Source organism: Vibrio sp. NH-UV-68 (assembly GCF_042940635.1).
Lineage (GTDB): Bacteria > Pseudomonadota > Gammaproteobacteria > Enterobacterales > Vibrionaceae > Vibrio > Vibrio pacinii.
In genome coordinates, this window is record NZ_CP134976.1 from 670,196 (window position 1) to 688,183 (window position 17,988).

Annotated in this window: 12 protein-coding genes; 4 read left to right on the forward strand and 8 right to left on the reverse strand. The window is 45.8% G+C overall.

Annotated elements, in window-relative coordinates; translation table 11 throughout:
- Window positions 1–15: 15 nt before the first annotated feature.
- A complete protein-coding gene (locus ViNHUV68_RS17465; RefSeq protein WP_038177295.1) occupies window positions 16–498 on the reverse strand; it encodes a MarR family winged helix-turn-helix transcriptional regulator in 483 nt (160 codons plus the stop codon).
- Between the two features lie 379 nt (window positions 499–877).
- On the opposite strand from ViNHUV68_RS17465, the gene ViNHUV68_RS17470 reads away from it, so the two are divergent.
- Complete coding sequence (locus ViNHUV68_RS17470) at window positions 878–2,449, forward strand: BCCT family transporter (protein WP_038177294.1); 1,572 nt, start codon at window positions 878–880, stop codon at window positions 2,447–2,449.
- 72 nt (window positions 2,450–2,521) lie between these two features.
- On the opposite strand, the gene ViNHUV68_RS17475 is transcribed toward ViNHUV68_RS17470, so the two are convergent.
- The 5 genes from ViNHUV68_RS17475 to ViNHUV68_RS17495 all read right to left on the reverse strand — a co-directional run bounded on the left by ViNHUV68_RS17475 (window position 2,522) and on the right by ViNHUV68_RS17495 (window position 10,170).
- Entirely contained in the window at window positions 2,522–3,241 is a 720-nt protein-coding gene (locus tag ViNHUV68_RS17475) for a 3'-5' exonuclease (RefSeq protein ID WP_391091807.1), read from the reverse strand.
- 7 nt (window positions 3,242–3,248) lie between these two features.
- On the reverse strand, window positions 3,249–5,138 hold the full coding sequence (locus ViNHUV68_RS17480; RefSeq protein WP_100752745.1) for a putative nucleotidyltransferase substrate binding domain-containing protein: 1,890 nt from the start codon (window positions 5,136–5,138) through the stop codon (window positions 3,249–3,251).
- 133 nt (window positions 5,139–5,271) lie between these two features.
- Window positions 5,272–7,020 carry a formate--tetrahydrofolate ligase gene (locus tag ViNHUV68_RS17485; RefSeq protein ID WP_391091808.1) on the reverse strand — a complete coding sequence of 583 codons (1,749 nt, stop codon included), beginning with the start codon at window positions 7,018–7,020 and terminating at the stop codon, window positions 5,272–5,274.
- A 230-nt stretch (window positions 7,021–7,250) separates the two neighbouring features.
- Entirely contained in the window at window positions 7,251–8,711 is a 1,461-nt protein-coding gene (gene pyk, locus ViNHUV68_RS17490) for a pyruvate kinase (RefSeq protein WP_391091809.1), read from the reverse strand.
- Window positions 8,712–8,793: 82 nt separating this feature from the next.
- The gene (locus ViNHUV68_RS17495) at window positions 8,794–10,170 is read right to left on the reverse strand and encodes an MFS transporter (RefSeq protein WP_391091810.1); all 1,377 of its coding nucleotides are present in this window, start codon (window positions 10,168–10,170) and stop codon (window positions 8,794–8,796) included.
- A 284-nt stretch (window positions 10,171–10,454) separates the two neighbouring features.
- Between ViNHUV68_RS17495 and ViNHUV68_RS17500 the strand changes: the two genes are divergently transcribed.
- The 3 genes from ViNHUV68_RS17500 to ViNHUV68_RS17510 are packed head-to-tail and all read left to right on the forward strand — an operon-like array spanning window position 10,455 to window position 15,359.
- Window positions 10,455–11,753, forward strand: coding sequence for an ABC transporter substrate-binding protein (locus tag ViNHUV68_RS17500; RefSeq protein WP_391091811.1), 1,299 nt, complete (start codon window positions 10,455–10,457; stop codon window positions 11,751–11,753).
- A complete protein-coding gene (locus ViNHUV68_RS17505; RefSeq protein ID WP_391091812.1) occupies window positions 11,750–14,110 on the forward strand; it encodes an ATP-binding protein in 2,361 nt (786 codons plus the stop codon). The genes ViNHUV68_RS17500 and ViNHUV68_RS17505 overlap by 4 nt, the downstream gene beginning before the upstream one ends.
- Window positions 14,097–15,359 (forward strand): response regulator, encoded by a 1,263-nt coding sequence (locus tag ViNHUV68_RS17510; RefSeq protein WP_391091813.1) that lies wholly within the window; start codon window positions 14,097–14,099, stop codon window positions 15,357–15,359. Before ViNHUV68_RS17505 ends, ViNHUV68_RS17510 begins: the two co-directional genes overlap by 14 nt.
- A 36-nt stretch (window positions 15,360–15,395) precedes the next feature.
- Here the strand turns inward: ViNHUV68_RS17510 and ViNHUV68_RS17515 are convergent, their stop codons facing one another.
- Together ViNHUV68_RS17515 and ViNHUV68_RS17520 are read right to left on the reverse strand one after the other, a co-directional pair.
- On the reverse strand, window positions 15,396–15,584 hold the full coding sequence (locus ViNHUV68_RS17515) for a hypothetical protein (protein WP_038177283.1): 189 nt from the start codon (window positions 15,582–15,584) through the stop codon (window positions 15,396–15,398).
- A gap of 39 nt (window positions 15,585–15,623) precedes the next feature.
- Window positions 15,624–17,981 carry a fatty acid cis/trans isomerase gene (locus tag ViNHUV68_RS17520; RefSeq protein WP_391091814.1) on the reverse strand — a complete coding sequence of 786 codons (2,358 nt, stop codon included), beginning with the start codon at window positions 17,979–17,981 and terminating at the stop codon, window positions 15,624–15,626.
- Between the last annotated feature and the right edge of the window lie 7 nt (window positions 17,982–17,988).

A 17,988-nucleotide genomic window follows, 5' to 3' on the forward strand; every position in this document is an offset into this window, starting at 1 on the left:
TGAAAGCAAATGTCCTTATTTATATTCTGGTTGTGTGATACTGCCAATTTCCAAAACTGGCGCTACGTCGTATTCTTCTGCATTCATCATCGAAGAAATGCGTTGAACAGACGAAAGCAGAAGCGACTGCTCCCACTCTTCTAAGTGCTGGAATTTAGTAATAAAGCTCTGTTGCAGTGGCATTGGGGCTTGACTGAGTAACACGTTACCTTTCTCGGTAAGGTGAGCATGAACTTTACGTTTGTCTTTGTTACTGCGAACACGTTGAACTAGTCCATTGCGTTCTAAGCGGTCTAGTATCGTTGTCGCGGTTGCTTGGCTCATATTCGTATGATCAGACAGTTGACGAATGGTTACTTCACCCAACTCGCGAATTGAGCGCATTAATATCAACTGAGGGCCTGTTAGTCCCGATTCTTTGCTGAGTTTCTTTGAGTGTAAATCGATCGCACGGATAATTTGGCGAATCGAGATAAGGACTTCTTCATGCTTTTCCAATTCAGATCCTTAAGTACTGTCTTTTATAATGATAATGAAAACAACGCAAAATACCTTAATCGAGCATTGAAAAAAAGCCTCTATTTCAACAAACAGCAGTGGTCGGTCCGATTCCCAGACTTTTTTTTACAGGGCTCATGTTTAGTGTACTAAAATTTACAACAGATAAAGCACTAGTACACTGGTTAAATATTGGTCTTTCGTTATGCTAATTTAAGAAAATATGGTTAAAAAATAGCGCATTACTGGAATTTAACGATAATGTGAGTAAAATAATGAGAGGTGTATCAGATTGTAGTATTGAAATTATCATTTTAACTCTAATGATTTCTGCGTTGGCAATCTGTTGTGCATTTGAAACTAGAGGTAGTGAGGAAAAATGACTAAAGGCATAGATAAGTACAGTATCGATAGTACCGACTATACGGTCGGTCAAGATAATGTACAGAAATGGGGTTTCGATGTGCACAATCCGGTCTTTGGCTGGAGTGCGGGTCTGATTGCAGCGTTTTTAATCGCTGTGTTAATAATGGATGCTGAGTCAGCGAAAGCGACGCTCGATGGCATCAAGTGGCAGATCATTGGCAGTTTTGACTGGTTATTTATCTGGTCTGGCAACATTTTTGTGATCTTCTGCTTGGCGTTAGTGGTGTCACCGTATGGTAAAATCCGTTTGGGGGGGACTGACGCAACCGCCGACTTCTCGTATATTTCTTGGCTATCGATGCTATTTGCAGCAGGCATGGGTATCGGTCTGATGTTCTGGAGTGTGGCAGAACCTGTCGCATACTTCACTGGTTGGTATGAAACGCCGCTGGGCGTAGAAGCGAATACGCCGGAAGCTGCAAGATTAGCGCTTGGCGCGACCATGTTCCACTGGGGCCTTCACCCATGGGCTATCTACGGTGTTGTGGCGCTTTCACTAGCGTTCTTTGCTTACAACAAAGGCTTACCACTCTCAATTCGTTCAATTTTTTACCCGATTTTAGGCGATCGCGCTTGGGGTTGGGCAGGTCATATTGTCGATATTCTCGCGGTATTAGCCACTCTGTTTGGCTTGGCAACATCACTGGGTTTAGGCGCACAACAAGCAGCAAGTGGTATTCACCATGTGTTTGGTCTTGACTCTGGTCTTGGCTTGCAAGTTATCGTTATCACTGTTGTTACCTTACTCGCCGTCGTTTCGGTTGTGCGTGGTATTGACGGTGGTGTGAAAGTGATCAGTAACATCAATATGGTTATCGCCTTCTTGCTACTGATTATGGTTGCCCTGATTGGCTACGCGATTGTACTTGGTAACATCGGTACGACGTTTATGGCATACGTAGAAAACCTAATCCCGCTGAGTAACCCGCATGGTCGTCAAGACGAAGCTTGGTTCCAAGGCTGGACAGTATTCTACTGGGCATGGTGGATTTCATGGTCACCATTCGTGGGCATGTTTATCGCTCGTGTATCAAAAGGTCGTACAGTACGTGAATTCATTACTGCTGTTCTACTGGTTCCAACGGCTGTGACGGTTATTTGGATGTCGACCTTTGGTGGTTTGGCGATTGACCAAGTAATGAACAATGTCGGTGAGCTTGGTACTAACGGTTTAACTGATGTTTCGCTTGCGATGTTCCAGATGTTTGATGTTCTGCCTTATGGCTCAATTCTGTCAATCATTGCCGTCGTGTTGGTGTTGGTGTTCTTTATTACTTCTTCGGACTCTGGCTCGTTGGTTATCGACAGTATCACGGCTGGTGGTAAAGTAGATGCACCAGTCACTCAGCGTATATTCTGGGCCTTCATGGAAGGGGCGATTGCAGTTGCCTTGCTATGGGTTGGTGGTTCTGAAGCGGTTCAAGCGCTGCAGGCAGGGGCAATCTCTACTGCGCTACCATTTACCTTTGTACTCTTGCTGATGTGTGTCAGTTTGATCATGGGTATGAGAACAGAGCGCCGCTAACCGGTTGTGCTAAACATACGAAAAAGGGGGCGATGATGTATCGCCCCCTTTTTTATCTCCACTATTTAAGCATTAAATCCACAACTGTCCAATTGGCACTTTAGCATCGTAATGATGGGCAATTTGCGCCTGAAGTAGTTCAGCAGTTGCTACCGCATCGGTTAAAGCATGATGCGGGGTATAGAGCGGTAAACCATAGCGAGTGCGACTGGCGCCTAGCCGAACCGATTCAGGTTTTCGGCCTCGTATTTTATTGATGATGCCGCCATGATGTTTCTTTTGCACATGTGATTCAATCTGCATTGTATCAATGACTGGAAACTCAATCCCTTCATTAATTCGCGTTAATAACGCATTGGCAAAGAATTCGCGTTCGATGCGCTGGTAGTGGACCACCATGACACGCCCCGACATTTGAGCCAATACATCTTGATAAACTGCAGAGAGGTCGGGTGCATCGAGCACATCCGAATGAGTAATGCCGTGGATAATGACAGACTCTTCTGCCAATTGTCTACGCGGTTTTACTGTCCAATGTTTTGCTTGATTGATAAAGATTCGATTGAGCGTAAATGGCACAGTACCAATGGTAATGATGTCATCTGTAAGCGAGTCTAGGCCTGTGGTTTCAAAGTCCATCGCCAGAAAAGTCACTTCATTTAATGGCGTGCTTGGATCAGGAACTCCCGCTGTGTAGTAACTGCGCAACGCATCATCTTTAATGACTTCAAGTTTCCGCGAGAACTTGGCTTTCCAATCAATCGACGGTGGGGACATGATTTTTCTGATCATCAGTGCCTCACTTAAAGTTTTTGCTGGCAGAGTAACGGAACTTGAGGAAGTTCTGCGCATTGCTCAAAATTTGGAAAGCATCTTTAAGGTTTCGACGCTCAAACTCAGACAGGTGTTCGGGTTCAATATTGTTGTCTGGATCGATCTGATTCTCTACATCGTACGCTTGGTGGCGAATGCGGACCATAGAGATAAACTCCAGCGCGTCACTGAGATCGCGCGCTTTGCCTTTGGGCAAAATTCCGGCATCGTGAATATCGTCTAGGCGTTCAAACGAGTTTTTAGAGCGCGAACCGACGGCTAAAGCATGAACGCGAATAAGATCCGCCAATGGCGCGGTACCGCGGCGCTTCAAATTAATCGAGTTCTTGTGTTGACCATCTTTTTCCATCACAAAGTCTTTAAAGAAACCGAGTGGTGGAGTCCGGTTCATCGCATTTCTTGCTAGACAAGCTAAGAAGCGGTTATTGCGTCGAGCACGGCGAACGATGAATCCATTAAGCTGTTCAGCCCACTTCAGCCGGCCATAGACGCCATCAAGATCGAAAAAGATCGAAGCATTAAGCAACGCTTTAGGGTTAGGGTTGTCGATCCAATCAGCGAAACACTCTTCCCATTCGGTACGGGTCATGCGCCAATCTGGATTTGTGGCCATAATATCGCCAGTACAGTAGCTGTAGCCACATTTGTCTAATCCATCACAGACACGTTTGGCAAGTTCAGCGAAATACGCATCATGCTCTTCCTTGATAAAGGTATTATCAAGAATAATGGCGTTATCTTGGTCGGTGACCAACAACTGTTCATCACGTCCCATCGATCCTAACGCGACAAAACAGTACGGTACGGGTGGCTCGCCAAGTTCTTCTTCACCGAGTTCAATAATACGTTGCTTAAAGCTGCGGCCAATCACTGACATTGCACTGCCAACCATGTGCGAGTTAGCATCTTCGTTAACTAAACGGACAAAGCTATCTTTCACTTGCTCTGCAAGGGTGGCGAGCTCTTCAATAGACTGCTGTTGGAAAATACTACTCACCAGCAATAAAGAGTTCTGCGACTCGTAGCGCACAATGTCAGTGGCTTCGATAATACCGATTGGCTTTTTGTCTTTGAGCACTGGTAGGTGATGGACATTGTAGCGCAGCATGGTTAGCATCGCTTCATACACGTACGCGTTGTAGTCGAGTGAAATGACTTCTGTGGTCATCACGCTCGCGACATCATCACCCGGATCGAGGCCTTGTGCTAACACCCGAGTACAAAGATCTCGGTCAGTTATGATCCCAACAAGCGGGTTATTATCGCTTTCGTCATCATCGGTGATATTGGGGTCAATAATTAGCAGTGATGACACATTCTCATCGGCCATTTTTATTGCCGCGTTTTGAATCGACTCTGTTTTATGGATGAACGGGGCCTCACCGCTGAGTAACGTTCGCAATTTGGATGTGGTTAGGTCATTTCGCTCATTACTATTAGAAACCGTGTTACGCAGGCGAGCGTTGTTTTCAACCTCTACAAAATCGGCAAAGGATTCATGATTTTCATACAGCTCTTGAAACACCGCTTCAGGGATGCAGTAGAGCAAACTATCTTTGATGGCTTTGGCAGGAAAACGTACTTTATTACGGGTTAAAATTCCCATCTGTCCAAATAGCGCGCCTTCATCAAGTCGATTGTATAACTCGCCTTTGCGACGATACAACTCAATAACGCCACTGCGAACAACGTACAAATCGTGGATCTCGTCACCGAAGTGAATGACGGGAGTGTCTTCACGATAATAGGAAATTTCGACATTTTTAGTGATGTAATTAAGTACATCATCTTCCAATTCGTCAAAAGGAGGGTGTTGGGATAGGAAGTTTTTAATTTCCAGTAGCTCTGCTTCCATGAAAACGTCCGATTGTTGAGAGACTGTCATTTCATGGTACACCATCTCACGACTAACTTCATGGAATGGCGATACAAATCAACAGCAAACCAAGTACTTAATGTTGCTTAGTTTGCTGTTAGCATGCGCCAAATTAGCTTAAGCCGATAATATCGCCATTATCATCGATATCGAGATGCATGAAAGCGGGTTTTTCGGGTAAGCCAGGCATTGTCATGACATTACCACACAGAGCATAGACAAACCCTGCACCAGCACAAAGCCTGAGCTCTCGAACGGGGACATCAAAGCCTTTCGGTACCCCTTTGACCGAACCATCGGTTGAAATCGACATCGGTGTTTTGGCCAAACAGACAGCAAGATTATCAAATCCATGATGTTTAAGATCGGCGAGTTGCTGCTTAGCTTTGTCACTAAACGTAATACTGGCTGCACCATAACCACTTTCAGCAACCGCCATCAGTTTTTCCTCCGTGGGCTGAGAAAAGTGATAAAGAGGTTTGAATATCGATGGTTTGGTGCATTGTTGGATGACTTTATCCGCCAGTTCTAACGTGCCATTACCGCCTTGGCTAAAGCCTTGACTAATTGCGACCGCAACATTGTTTGGTAGGGATTCGACCCATTGTTTGAGTAACTGCAATTCATGTTCGCTGTCTTGTGGAAAGCGGTTGATCGCAACTACGGCTGGTACGCCGTACTTATTGACGTTATTAATGTGCCATTTGAGGTTCTCAAACCCTGACTCAAGAGCTTGCTCGTCATCGGCAAATAGGGTGTCAGGAATAGATTGCCCAGGTATTAATTGGTAGTGGCCCGAATTGGCTTTGAGGCCACGCAGGGTCGCAACGATGACCGCACAGTCTGGTGCCTTGGCTGACATTTGCGCTTTAATATTACAGGCTTTTTCAAACCCCATGTCAGAGCCAAAGCCACCTTCAGTGACGGTATAGTCGCATAACCTGGTGGCAATATTGTCGGCAATGATCGAAGAGTTCCCATGGGCGATGTTGGCAAATGGTCCGGCGTGAATTAACGTCGGTACTCCTTCAAGCGTTTGCATTAGCGTTGGTTCAATCGCTTCCTTCATACTGACAGCCATCGCGCCTGCTACCTGAAGATCTTCAGTTGTAACAGGATGGCCTTCGAGGTTATAAGCGACCACAATACGACCAATGCGAGACCGTAAGTCTTTCAAATCACTTGCTAGGGCTAAGATTGCCATCAGTTCGGAGGCTGCCGAAATATCAAAACCATCGAGACGCTCAAAGCCATTAACGGTTTTGTCCGGTTCATTTTGCCCAACCGTGACCATCCGCAGCGCGCGATCATTGTGGTCCATCACGCGCTTCCAAACTACACGCTTGCAATCAATGCGTAATGCTTTCATACCACTGCGCTGCTCGAAGTCTTGATACCCCAAACGTTGTTCATGATAAATGCGGGCATCGATAGCCGCGGCCGCTAGATTGTGCGCGGCAGTCACGGCGTGAATGTCTCCTGTCAAATGGAGGTTGAGCTCTTCCATTGGAGCCACTTGAGAGTAACCACCACCTGCGGCACCGCCTTTGACGCCGAAAATTGGGCCCATAGAAGGTTGTCTGATGCATGCCATCACGGATTGTTGTAACTTAGCCAATCCTTGCGAAAGACCAATGGTTGTTACTGTCTTACCCTCGCCAAGCGGAGTTGGAGTGATAGCGGTGACTAAAACAAGCTTTCCCGTGGGGTGATGTTGCAGACGTTTAAGGGTATCTAATGCAACTTTTGCTTTGTATTTACCTTGGCTATGAAATTCACTATCCCTTAGTCCTGCATTGTGCGCGACTTGGGTAATGGGTTGGAGAATTGTCTTACGACAGATATCGATATCGGACAGCATAAAACCCTCAAAATAAGCACGCTAAAAGTGAGGTAATCGTTTGCGTGCAAATAATAGCGTTAAAACGTGCTTTGTAAAGCGGTGTTTTTAGTATGGATGAGACTTTAACGTAAAAATAGACGTGGCGTGTTGATCACTGTCATAAACAAAAAGGACCTACCCGAAGGTAGGCCAAAATCCCTATAATCCCTGTGGAGCGAGGGTGGGGGAGGGCAAGTTAACTGCCATCGTTAGGCAGCAATGCAGGTGCTTGGTTTGATCTGAACCAGTCGACTGATGTTGATATCACCGACGTTTTCAACCGACTCAAAACGAGAGATAAGCAGTGACGAGATACCACGTTTAGCCAGCTCATTACTCAATAGGGGGATGACGATTAATGCTGCATCTGACGATGAATGAGTTGTGTCGAGATACATAGGCTCTACGCCGCGTAGAATACTCATTCTTGTCAGTAGCTTTTCATCATTGCTCAATGCCCATATCACGGCTTTACTTTGGCAGCGAGACATCAGCAAAGGTGTTTCACCACTTTCTGTGTAGACAGCAACGCCTAGTGCTTGCTCTGAACGTGCCGCAGAAATCATCGATGAGATAGCAAAGCTTTTGCTGCTGTCACTGCACAATTGTTGAATCTGCTCCCAGCAGGCACCCGAACATACGCTTTCAGCTTCAACGCCTTCGGCAATTCTAACCATTGCCTTCACCGTTTCTACAGGGTAGCTTCCCATCGCAGACTCAGCGGACAACATGATTGCATCGGTACCGTCAATGATCGCATTGGCGACATCCATCACCTCAGCGCGGGTTGGTAGAGGATTTTCAATCATTGATTCCATCATTTGGGTGGCAGTGATTACGGGTTTACCTAGGTGCTTCGCTCGTGAAATCAACGCTTTTTGCACCGCAGGTAGACGCGCATCGCCGATCTCGACACCCAGATCGCCACGTGCGACCATGATGATGTCTGAAGCGGCGATCACTTTGTCCATCGAATCTTCATCAGTGACAATTTCCGCACGTTCGATTTTTGCCACTATTTGCGCATTGCATCCGGCTTGAACCGCGATAGAGCGGGCGTAATGTAAGTCGTCTGCATTGCGCGGAAATGAGACCGCCAAGAAATCAGCGTCAATCAGAGTGGCGGTGGTGATGTCTTGTTTATCTTTGTCGGTCAGAGCTGGCGCAGATAAACCGCCACCGAGTAAATTAATTCCTTTGCGATTTGAAAGCTTACCGCCATTGAGTGCGCGGGTTTTGACTTTTTGCATCTTTTTATCAACGGCCAATGTTTCCAACTGTATGCGGCCATCATCAAGTAGCAGAATATTTCCTGGCTCCAGATCCTGAATCAATTGAGGGTAATCAAGACCGACCGCTTGCTGATTACCAGCGTTAGGCGCCAGTTGACCATCTAAGTAAAAAATATCGCCCTGATTAAGATGGATGGCGCCAGCTTCAAAGCATGAAATTCGGATTTTAGGGCCTTGAAGGTCAACCAAAATTCCGACATGTTTACCAAGTTGTCTGGCGATAGTACGAACTTTAAGAGCCGTCGCAATGTGGTCTTGCTGATGACCGTGGGAGAAGTTGAGCCGTACGACATTGACACCAGCTCGAATCATTTCTGCTAACGTTTCGGCATCTTGGCTTGCTGGGCCAAGCGTCGCGACAATTTTAGTTTTATTCATAATATTACCTATAACGACACAAATTAAAAAAAAGGGAGAAAATGAGAGAGAGGAGCCAACGAAGGCCCCTCAATCTGTGTCATTAGCTCGCAGTGCTTGGCTTGAGGTCACTGTGTGATTCGTCAATATCAACGACTTTTTTCGCATTCCAAACCGTTAGCGCGAGTAGTAGAGAAACCACACCAGCGGCTAGCCAGAAGTACTGTGCTTGGGAGAAGTCGTACGTAGTGACACCATCTACTTCAGTAATCTTGATCAGTGATGCAGAGACCATTTCCTGAGCGGATGCCGCCATGTAAGAGAACAAACCGATGAAACCTTTTACCGCGCCTACTGCGTTCTTAGGCATTAGGTCACAAGCAGTCAGACCAGCCAGGAATACCACTAGACCACCAATTGCAAAACCAATTAGACCAAGTGCAACGGCGTCAATAACACGGTTATCAGGACCGAAGAACATCAAACACATACCCGCAATGTTAGCGATACCGTACAGAAGTGTTGGGATGTGGCGGTTAGCGTTAAATACCTTGTCAGAGATGATGCCAGATAGAATCGCGCCAGCTAGACCCGCGATTGGGTAAGTAGACATTGCAAAACCGGCGTCAATCAGTGAGTAACCTTTGGACTCTTGTAGGTAAAGCACAGCCCAAGACGACATGGCGTAGCGAGATACGTACATCGCAGCACACGCAGCAGCAATTAGCCATACGGTTGGTTGCTTAAGAATGAACATTTGCGCACGACGCGTTTCTTTTGGATCGTTCGTCTTCTTGATTTCTGGTTCTTCGTCAAATGCTGTTGCGGCATCTGGTAGACCATAAGTTTGAGGACGGTCTTTAAGAATAAAGAACATGCAAAGTGCTGCGATGATTGCCGCAATACCAGCACCAATGAAACCTGCTTGCCAACCTAGGTAGCTGACTAGTGTTGCTGTCAGGATCCAGGTGATACCTTCACCGATGTTACGTGATCCACCCCAGATAGAGTAACGGCTACCACGTTGCTTTGGTGAGAACCACTGGAACAGAGACACACACGAAGGTGCAGATCCTACCGATTGGAACCAACCGTTTAAGCCCCAAAGCAAAATAAAGAAAAAGGCCGTGGTATTAAGACCCATGAAAATCGCGGTCGCGCCAGACAACAGTAATGAGAACGACATAAAGCGGCCAATGTTGGCATAATCAGAGAGGAAGCCGTTCGAGAATTTACCTATTGCATAAGTAAAGAAGAAGGCTGAACCCATAATACCCAACTCTTCAATGGTAACGATACCAGCATCAAGCATGGGTTTCTTAACCACACCTAAACTCATACGTACCACGTAAAATACCGCGTAACCAAATACTAAACCCAGAAACACTTGCCATTGGTAGCTTTTGAATCGCGCTTGCATGGCGGTTTTGTTGCCGTCGGACAAGGGGGCGTCCGGACGAGTTTTAAAGAAATTAAACATAGTTGTTTACTCCGAATAAATGACGTTAATTGATTTGTCGGGAGCATCATGTCGAGTTGTGATTAGAGCTTCAAAAAGGGACTTTTGAGGCAAAAGTGACTCAAGTGAGTGATTGGCATGGGTTAAATATGGCACTTTAAACCGCGCGATTGGGCGATAAATTGATAGAATTATGCATAGAGAGGGGGAAGCATTGCGTCAGCTTTGACCCAATCATCCATCAAGCCTTTTATCAGCTTGTTGCCAGATTTTGAAATGACGCACATTTTGAGGGACTTTGTGACGTGGCAACCTGTAGTACACGCGCGGTAATCTATGCGGCATGGTTGACGGCGATGGGGCTATTTAGTCCAGTTAGCTTCTCCAGCCAAGAACAACTGGTTATCTTAACCACATTTTCTAGTGATCCCGTTGCTGAGCTTATTGCGGATTATAAACAGCGCTACCCTGATGTGGATATCAAACTGATGCACCGCAGAACTCAATCTGCGATTCAACTGCTAAATAAAAGCTATATTAAAGATGTCGATGTGGTATTGAGCTCATCGCCCTTTCTAATGCAAGAGTTGAATAAACGCCATCAATTGTCACCGGTAACCTTTGCTAACGAATTGCCGGCTTGGTTGAGTCAGTTCGTGTTGCCCGATCAAAGTAAAGTGACCAGTGTTGGTTACTCGGGGGCAGGGTTGGTTTGGAATAACGACTACCTTTCTGCCAACGGTCTCAAGAAACCGAAGCGTTTTATTGATCTCACATCATTTGACTATTTTGGCCATTTGACCATGAGTACGCCTAGCCGCTCGGGGACCACACAAATGATGGTTGAGAGTATCCTAACGCGTTATGGCTGGGATAAAGGTTGGTCAATCCTTCTTAATGTGGGGGCCAATCTAGGTACGATTTCATCACGTAGTTTTGGCGTTAGCGATTATGTTGCCAAAGGTCAGTTTGCGATTGGCCCAACCATTGACAGTTATGCATTGGTGCAGTCAAACCAGTTTAACTATGTCGAATTTGGCTACGATCACGATTTTACGCTTATGCCGACTTACATTGGCGTAATTGAACAGCCCGGAGATAAGGCTGTGACGGAGCAGTTTGTTGAATTGCTGCTATCGAAACAGGTACAAACCACGATGCTCGCCAGCAGCTTTTCGAAGCATGCGATTGCTGATCCGGCGCTGTATAGCAACGATATTCCCCGTTTAGATATTCACTCACTGATGGCACGTGAAAAACTGGTCAATTTGATGTTTGACGAGGCTATCACCAAGCGGTTACCTGAATTGCAAGACGCGTGGTTGAGTTTAATGATGCTTAAACAAGTGGCGTCGGCCAATTCAATCCTCAGCAAAGAACTCGAAGCGTTGCAAGCACAGCTGTTTGATATCCCAATGTCTGAGCAGCAAATCAAACAGTACTCAGACACAATGAATAAAAACATGGCAGATGACATTGAGTCCAGCGGTTTGGAGCGTGCGATGTTGGCTGAGTTTGGCTATCGATTTGGTGCCCAATTTGACGCCAATTTGACTCAAGTCGCCACGCGTATCAGCCAATTGCAACAAGAGCGCAGCCAATGAAAAAGTGGAACACCATTGGTGCTAAGCTGATATTGGCTTTTGCTGGTACTACGTTGCTGCTAACCGTGGTGAGCGTAGTGGCATGGTTAACTTGGAGCAAGCTAGATGGGCAAGTGAGTGAGTTACTTGAACAGAGCGTGCCTAAATATAACACCAGCTACTTACTTGAGAGTCGCAGCAGTGAAATCCGTTACCAAGTGCAACTTTTGCCGACCATTACTAATAAGGTTGAGTTGAACAATCAGGTGGTTACGTTATCCACCTTAATCGAGTCAATCAAGCGTACCTTAAGCAAGCATGAGCAAGATGGCTTGAGCGATATCGACAGTGTCAATTTATCTCAACTCTACCTTGAGCTGGAAAAAACCTTGCGTCATTACAGCGATCTCGTATTACAGCGCGTTGAGCAAACAAGGCAGATCAACAAGCTTAAAGAGCAATTAAATTGGCTACAGCAAGACATTCGTGCCGAACTGACGCCGATTCGTCAAGAGTTACATTGGTTAATCGAACGAGATGACACTGAGGAAAGGCGTAATATCGCTCTTGAACAACTGCGTACTATCCAGCAGGTTCTTGATCTTGAATCGAACGTGTTTGGCATGATTGGCGATGTGATGGAAGCGCAGCAGCTTGGTCAGGTACATAACGCGACCAAAGTTATTCAATATAAATTGGATGAGCTGAGGACGAACAGTAAGGTGATTGTCAATCTACCTTCTGCCATCGCCTATCAGCAGTTAAACGAAGAGCTGTTAGGTTTGCTCGCACCCGATGGACTATTTTATTTGCAGATCTTGGATAAAGTGACGCTCAACCAAAGAATTATTGCTTTGAATCAGAACATCGATCGCCAGCTCAATGAGATTCATCAGCAGATAGGCCAAATCGTTACTCTTGCTGATAAGAGCTTTATTGATGTTAAGAAGCAGACGGCTAGCTTGGTGTCCTATGGTAATCGGGTGCTATTGGTTTGTTTTAGTGTGTCGATCTTGATGTCGCTGTTTTTAACCTACTACTTTATCAATCGTCGTATCGTCGCGCGTTTGACCGCGTTGAGTACCAGTATTGATGCGATTACGCGAGGGGAATTAGGTTATCCAATCCAAGTCGATGGCCAGGACGAAATTGGCCGTTTGAGTGAAAAATTGATCGAATATGGTGAAAGTGTCAAAGAGATACAGCGCACCAATGCGATCAGCCTTATCAATAATACTTCGGCGAGTTTACTGACTTGTGATTTAGCTGGATATGTTGAATCGCAAAACTTAAGCGCACGCCGTCTTCTCTCGACAGAAGCAAGTGCTGAACATAAGCCGATTTGGGAGATCCTCGACCGAGGCAATCAGTTAGAGTTAGCCCGTATCTTTAGCCGTGAAGGAAAGTTGTTCACTCAAGGGCAAGATGAATTAACGCTTAGTGTAGGAAACGCAGAGCCATGTTACTTACACTTTGATTTTCACCAGTTCTCCCATGGACAGCTTAACAAGGTGATTGTCACTATTACCAACGTGACCCAACAAGAGTTGACCGCGCGTGAGCTAGAAAAGTTAGTGGATGAAAAAACCCACGATTTAATCGAAAAGAATCAACATTTGTCACAAGAAGTACTTGAGCGAGAGCGTGCTCAGCGCCACCTCAAGCAAACGCAAGGTGAACTCATTCAAGCTGCGAAAATGGCGGTGGTGGGGCAAACCATGACAAGTCTAGCGCATGAACTTAATCAGCCGTTAAATGCGATGTCGACGTATATTTATAGTGCCAAACTATCCAGTGATGCCAACGAGTTTACAGGTGTGAACAAGGCGTTAACTCAAGTGGAAGCGTTGGCGAGTCGAATGAGTAAGGTAATAGCAAGCTTACGCAGCTTTGCAAAAAAATCGGATGGCGATCAGCCTGCAGAGCTGCTGCAGATGCATGAAGTGGTCGAACAGGCAATGACAATAGTCAACACTAAGGCCAAGCGCCAATTGGTCACGCTTAACAACCATATTGACCCACAGTTACGCATTACCTTTAGTGCATTGGCATTAGAGCAGGTGTTGATTAATTTAATGGTCAATAGTTGTGATGCAATCAGTGAATCAAATGGCGAGTTACGCTGTGTTGCTATTTACCATCTCGACAGTAATGCAAGTCATCACATCATTGCTATTGAAGATAGTGGTGATGGTTTTGAGCCTGAGATTATCACTAAACTCTTCACGCCTTTTACCACTACCAAAGAGGTGGGTCTTGGCCTTGGGTTAAGCATCAGCCGGTCACTGATAGAGAAGTATGCTGGTCACATTTACCTCGCGTCGAGCCTTCGCCGCGGCGCGTTAGTACTTTTGGAATTACCTTATGAACAATCCTAATTACTCTGTCCTATTGGTTGATGACGACCAGGATGTGTTGGACTCTTATATGCATTTGATGGCGTTAGCAGGTTTGACCGCAAAACCTATTGCCGACCCGACTCTTGTCAGTCAGTTTCTTAACCCGGATTGGCCTGGTGTGGTATTGCTCGATATGTATATGCCGCAGATGCATGGTTTGGAACTGCTGCAAAAAATCAAGCAATTGGACGAGCGGATTCCAGTGATTGTTATCACTGGTCATGGCGATATCCCTATGGCTGTCGAGGCGCTCAAAAAAGGCGCATGTGAGTTTGTTGAAAAACCAATTAATCCTGCGCTGTTATTGGAAGTGGTTAAAGAGCAACTCAGTTTTCGCAAAGTATTTATTGAGCAAAAGCGAGCGATGGCCTCAAGCATTGATCGTAGTTTAATTGGTCATTCCGCTCAGTTAGAGCAGATGCGTCATTGTATTTCTCAGTTTGCTTTACTTAAAAATCATGTTGTGGTGTGGGGGGAGACAGGCGCGGGCCGTCATTTAGTGGCGCAATTGATCCACGATCTGGCCGATAACAATCGACAAGATGCGTTCAGGTTGAGTAGCGAGGCCTGCAACGATGGTGAACAACTTGTTCAACAAATAAGCAGCCAAGCCTCCTCCACTTGGCTGATAGACAATATTGAGCTGATGAGCGAAGCTTGCCAACGCACGTTAGCTCAAGCGATCATCGAAAAAGAGAGAAACAACCAGCCGCTGCAGGTGATTGCTATCTTGAACCAAAACCCAGAACAGTTGATTGCTGAGGCTAAGTTAGTTCCCGAGCTCTATTATGTTCTCAATCAAGGCGTGATAGAGATGCCAGCACTGCGTTTTCGTCCTGACGATGTGGCGGTGTTGTTTCATCATTTTCTCAAGTTGAGCTGTATTAAGCTTGGTAAAAGTGTGCCGAAAGTCGATCCAAGTTACTTGTCGATCTTACGGACTCATCATTGGCCGGGAAATGTGCGTGAGCTACGCAATGTGGCGGAACTGTTCGCCGTTGGCATCATAAAGTTGACCGGTAAAGAAAAACTCTACACTCAAGAGGAAGCTTTGCTGCCGCTTGATGAGTTGGTGGGGGATTATGAGAAGGGGGTGATTGAAGATGCGTTATTTCTTCACTCGGGTCGTGTGAGTGACGCGGCCAGTTACCTACAAGTACCGCGAAAAAAGCTGTACTTAAGAATGAAAAAACACGGCATTGATAAAGAATCGTACAAGAGCCGCTAAATAAAACGCCCCAGCTTTTGCTAGGGCGTTGACAATTTAGTACTGATTATCTTCTGGGAAGATGGTCGATTCTGACGCGTTGGGATCGTCATCAAAGGGATGCTCAGCTTTATTGCGTAAGCTGTCCAATTGATGCTCAAGCATATTGACTGTGTCGTAATCTCCTTCAGAGCAAGCGACATAGATCTGTTGTTCCAACGCTCGAATGCTATCGTTAATACCCATGGTTACCTCCATTTGCGTTGTCTGCGCAGTTGAACGGTTCTACCTATTCTCAAATCTATTGTAGTCAAGTAAACCAAATTCGATAGGTTGATTGGTACGATACCATTGATGAACCTTGTCACTAAATGGCCAGAACTTGTCTGAGCTACGACGAACCGCGAACGTATCCAACAACTTAACGTAATCTTCTTCACTTTTAATAGAGCGCAACATTTTTACTAGCTGAGGAATCTGCTGTTCCTTGAGAGATAGATACGCCGAAGGATAGCTGCCGATCACTCCACGAACTAAAGTAAGGTCATCATTTTTTGGGTCTCGATTACTTTCTTCATCAAACAGACTCGAAATGTTGGTATGGGCATTGTTGTGGAGCAAGGTAAACAGTTGCTCATCACCTTGTTGTGATTCAATCATTAACATCATGATTTGTGGCAAATAAAACACCCCTTGGCCTTTGATATTGTCTATCGAACGTAGCAACTCTTCATTCGCTGGGGAGAAGCCAGTTTGTTCAATCTCGTAGCGGTTACTTAGTACGGGGTTAAGCTGGGTTTTAAGAATGTTGTACAGCTCAGCTTTCGGATTATCGCTTTGATAGAGCACCTGTGATGGCTGATTAAACGGTTTTACATTACGAAGTAAAAAGTCACTAAACTGGGTACTTTGATTTTGATACCAACTTGATTGCTCTTGATGGCGCATCTCTTGTGGTAACAAGGCGATGAAATTACTTTCACCTTCAAGACGTAAGAAGTCCATAAACATACGTGTGATCAACTGGTGGCCAAAGTTGCCGTAGACGTCAAAGCCAGCCACGAGTAAATAGTGGATACGCTCGATTAGTGAGTAATCCAAAATCCAAGCGGTTTTAGGCGGCTCACCGACTAAACCTTGCACGACTGAGGCGCTATCAAAGTGTCTGAACACGGTTAGCGCAGCGTTGGGGTTAGTGTCGTTACCTGTCCAGATTATATCGGTAGTCAGGTATTTACCTCCGGCAAACCAGCGATTAACAAACTCAGACTTGGCGTTAAGGTAACGCGCTTGTTGGCGGGAATAGGATACCCAGTGAGTAACAGGTAAAGTGTTACTCTCTAATTCGCTTGGCAGTTTTAAGTTATCGGCTTGTGAGCGATAAAACTCATTAACCTCGGGAATATCGGATTTTTCCGGGTCGAGAAAGAATACCCAAAATCTATCGTTGATTACGTTAAGCGCGAGTTGGCCACGACATACAGGCCCTTTGATAAAGGCATTGATGGTGTTTTGCGCGTTATCGAGCATAAATTCGAATCGGGCTTTGACGGGCAAGTCGATGAAAGCAGTCATTGGATTCGCCGCCACATCGGGTTTATAACCTGGTAATTGCGCAACGGTGTAATCTGCATCAATAAACCACGACTTCCAGTTGTGCATCCGCGCCTGATTTAGGGCAAAGGGCATGTGGGTTTTATCGACAATGGTGCCTTGGACCGGAATCAGACGATAATAGACTCGTTCAACGCCGGGATCATCATACGGACGTCGTGTCGAAATCCGTTTTACGGGTTGACCCGGTGGTGTTTCAGATCGTATTAAACTAAAGAAACGTGGCGTGGTTTCGTTGAGATCAGAAAAGTACAAATGGGATAAAAACAGGTGCTCATAGATATAACGTGCGGTTAACTGAACTTTATGAGTTCCCTTGTTGAGTAACGTTTCATATTGATAAACGAGTTCTGCTTGCTCGGCAGTGAGCGCGATGGGCTTGTTCATCTTCGCGCCGTTTTGCAACCAGTTCATCAAGGTTGCATACTCATTACTTGACAGGTTTGGCATCCCATAAGGCATTCCCCAGGTTGGGTAGTCTTGCAAGTATTGGTCATATTCTTCAATCGTTGGGCAGACTTGCGAGCGATCCACGGCAAAATCAAACCCTTGTAACTGAGTTTGATCAGGTAACGGATGCGACTCTTTTTGTTGCAGCATACGCGCAACCAGCCCAGCTTCTAGGTTCGCGGTTGGGTTTTGTACCCGTTCGTTGAGGACTGGGTGAAAGCCAAGATCTCGCCACTCCTGAGTGGTTTGGGCATCTTCAAAGAGGCGCTGTGGTTTGGTAGCCGTGAGACGAGTACCTTCATAGACCAAATCTTTACTCGCCCCTCGGTCAATGCCTTGCACTGATGACATTTTGAGTTGGCAAGGCGCATCGTAACAGGCATGACATACCACACAGCGATTGTCGATAATCGGTTTGACATCATTTAAGAAAAAATGACTGTCTACACTAGCGGCTTCAGTGTCTCTTTGTTGAACACTGGCAACGCCAAACAACCGATCGTAATTGAATCCTGCATAAGTGGCGCACCCTGCGAAGGTAGAAATCAGAATTAATATAAAAAATGTTCGTAAATTCATCGGCATA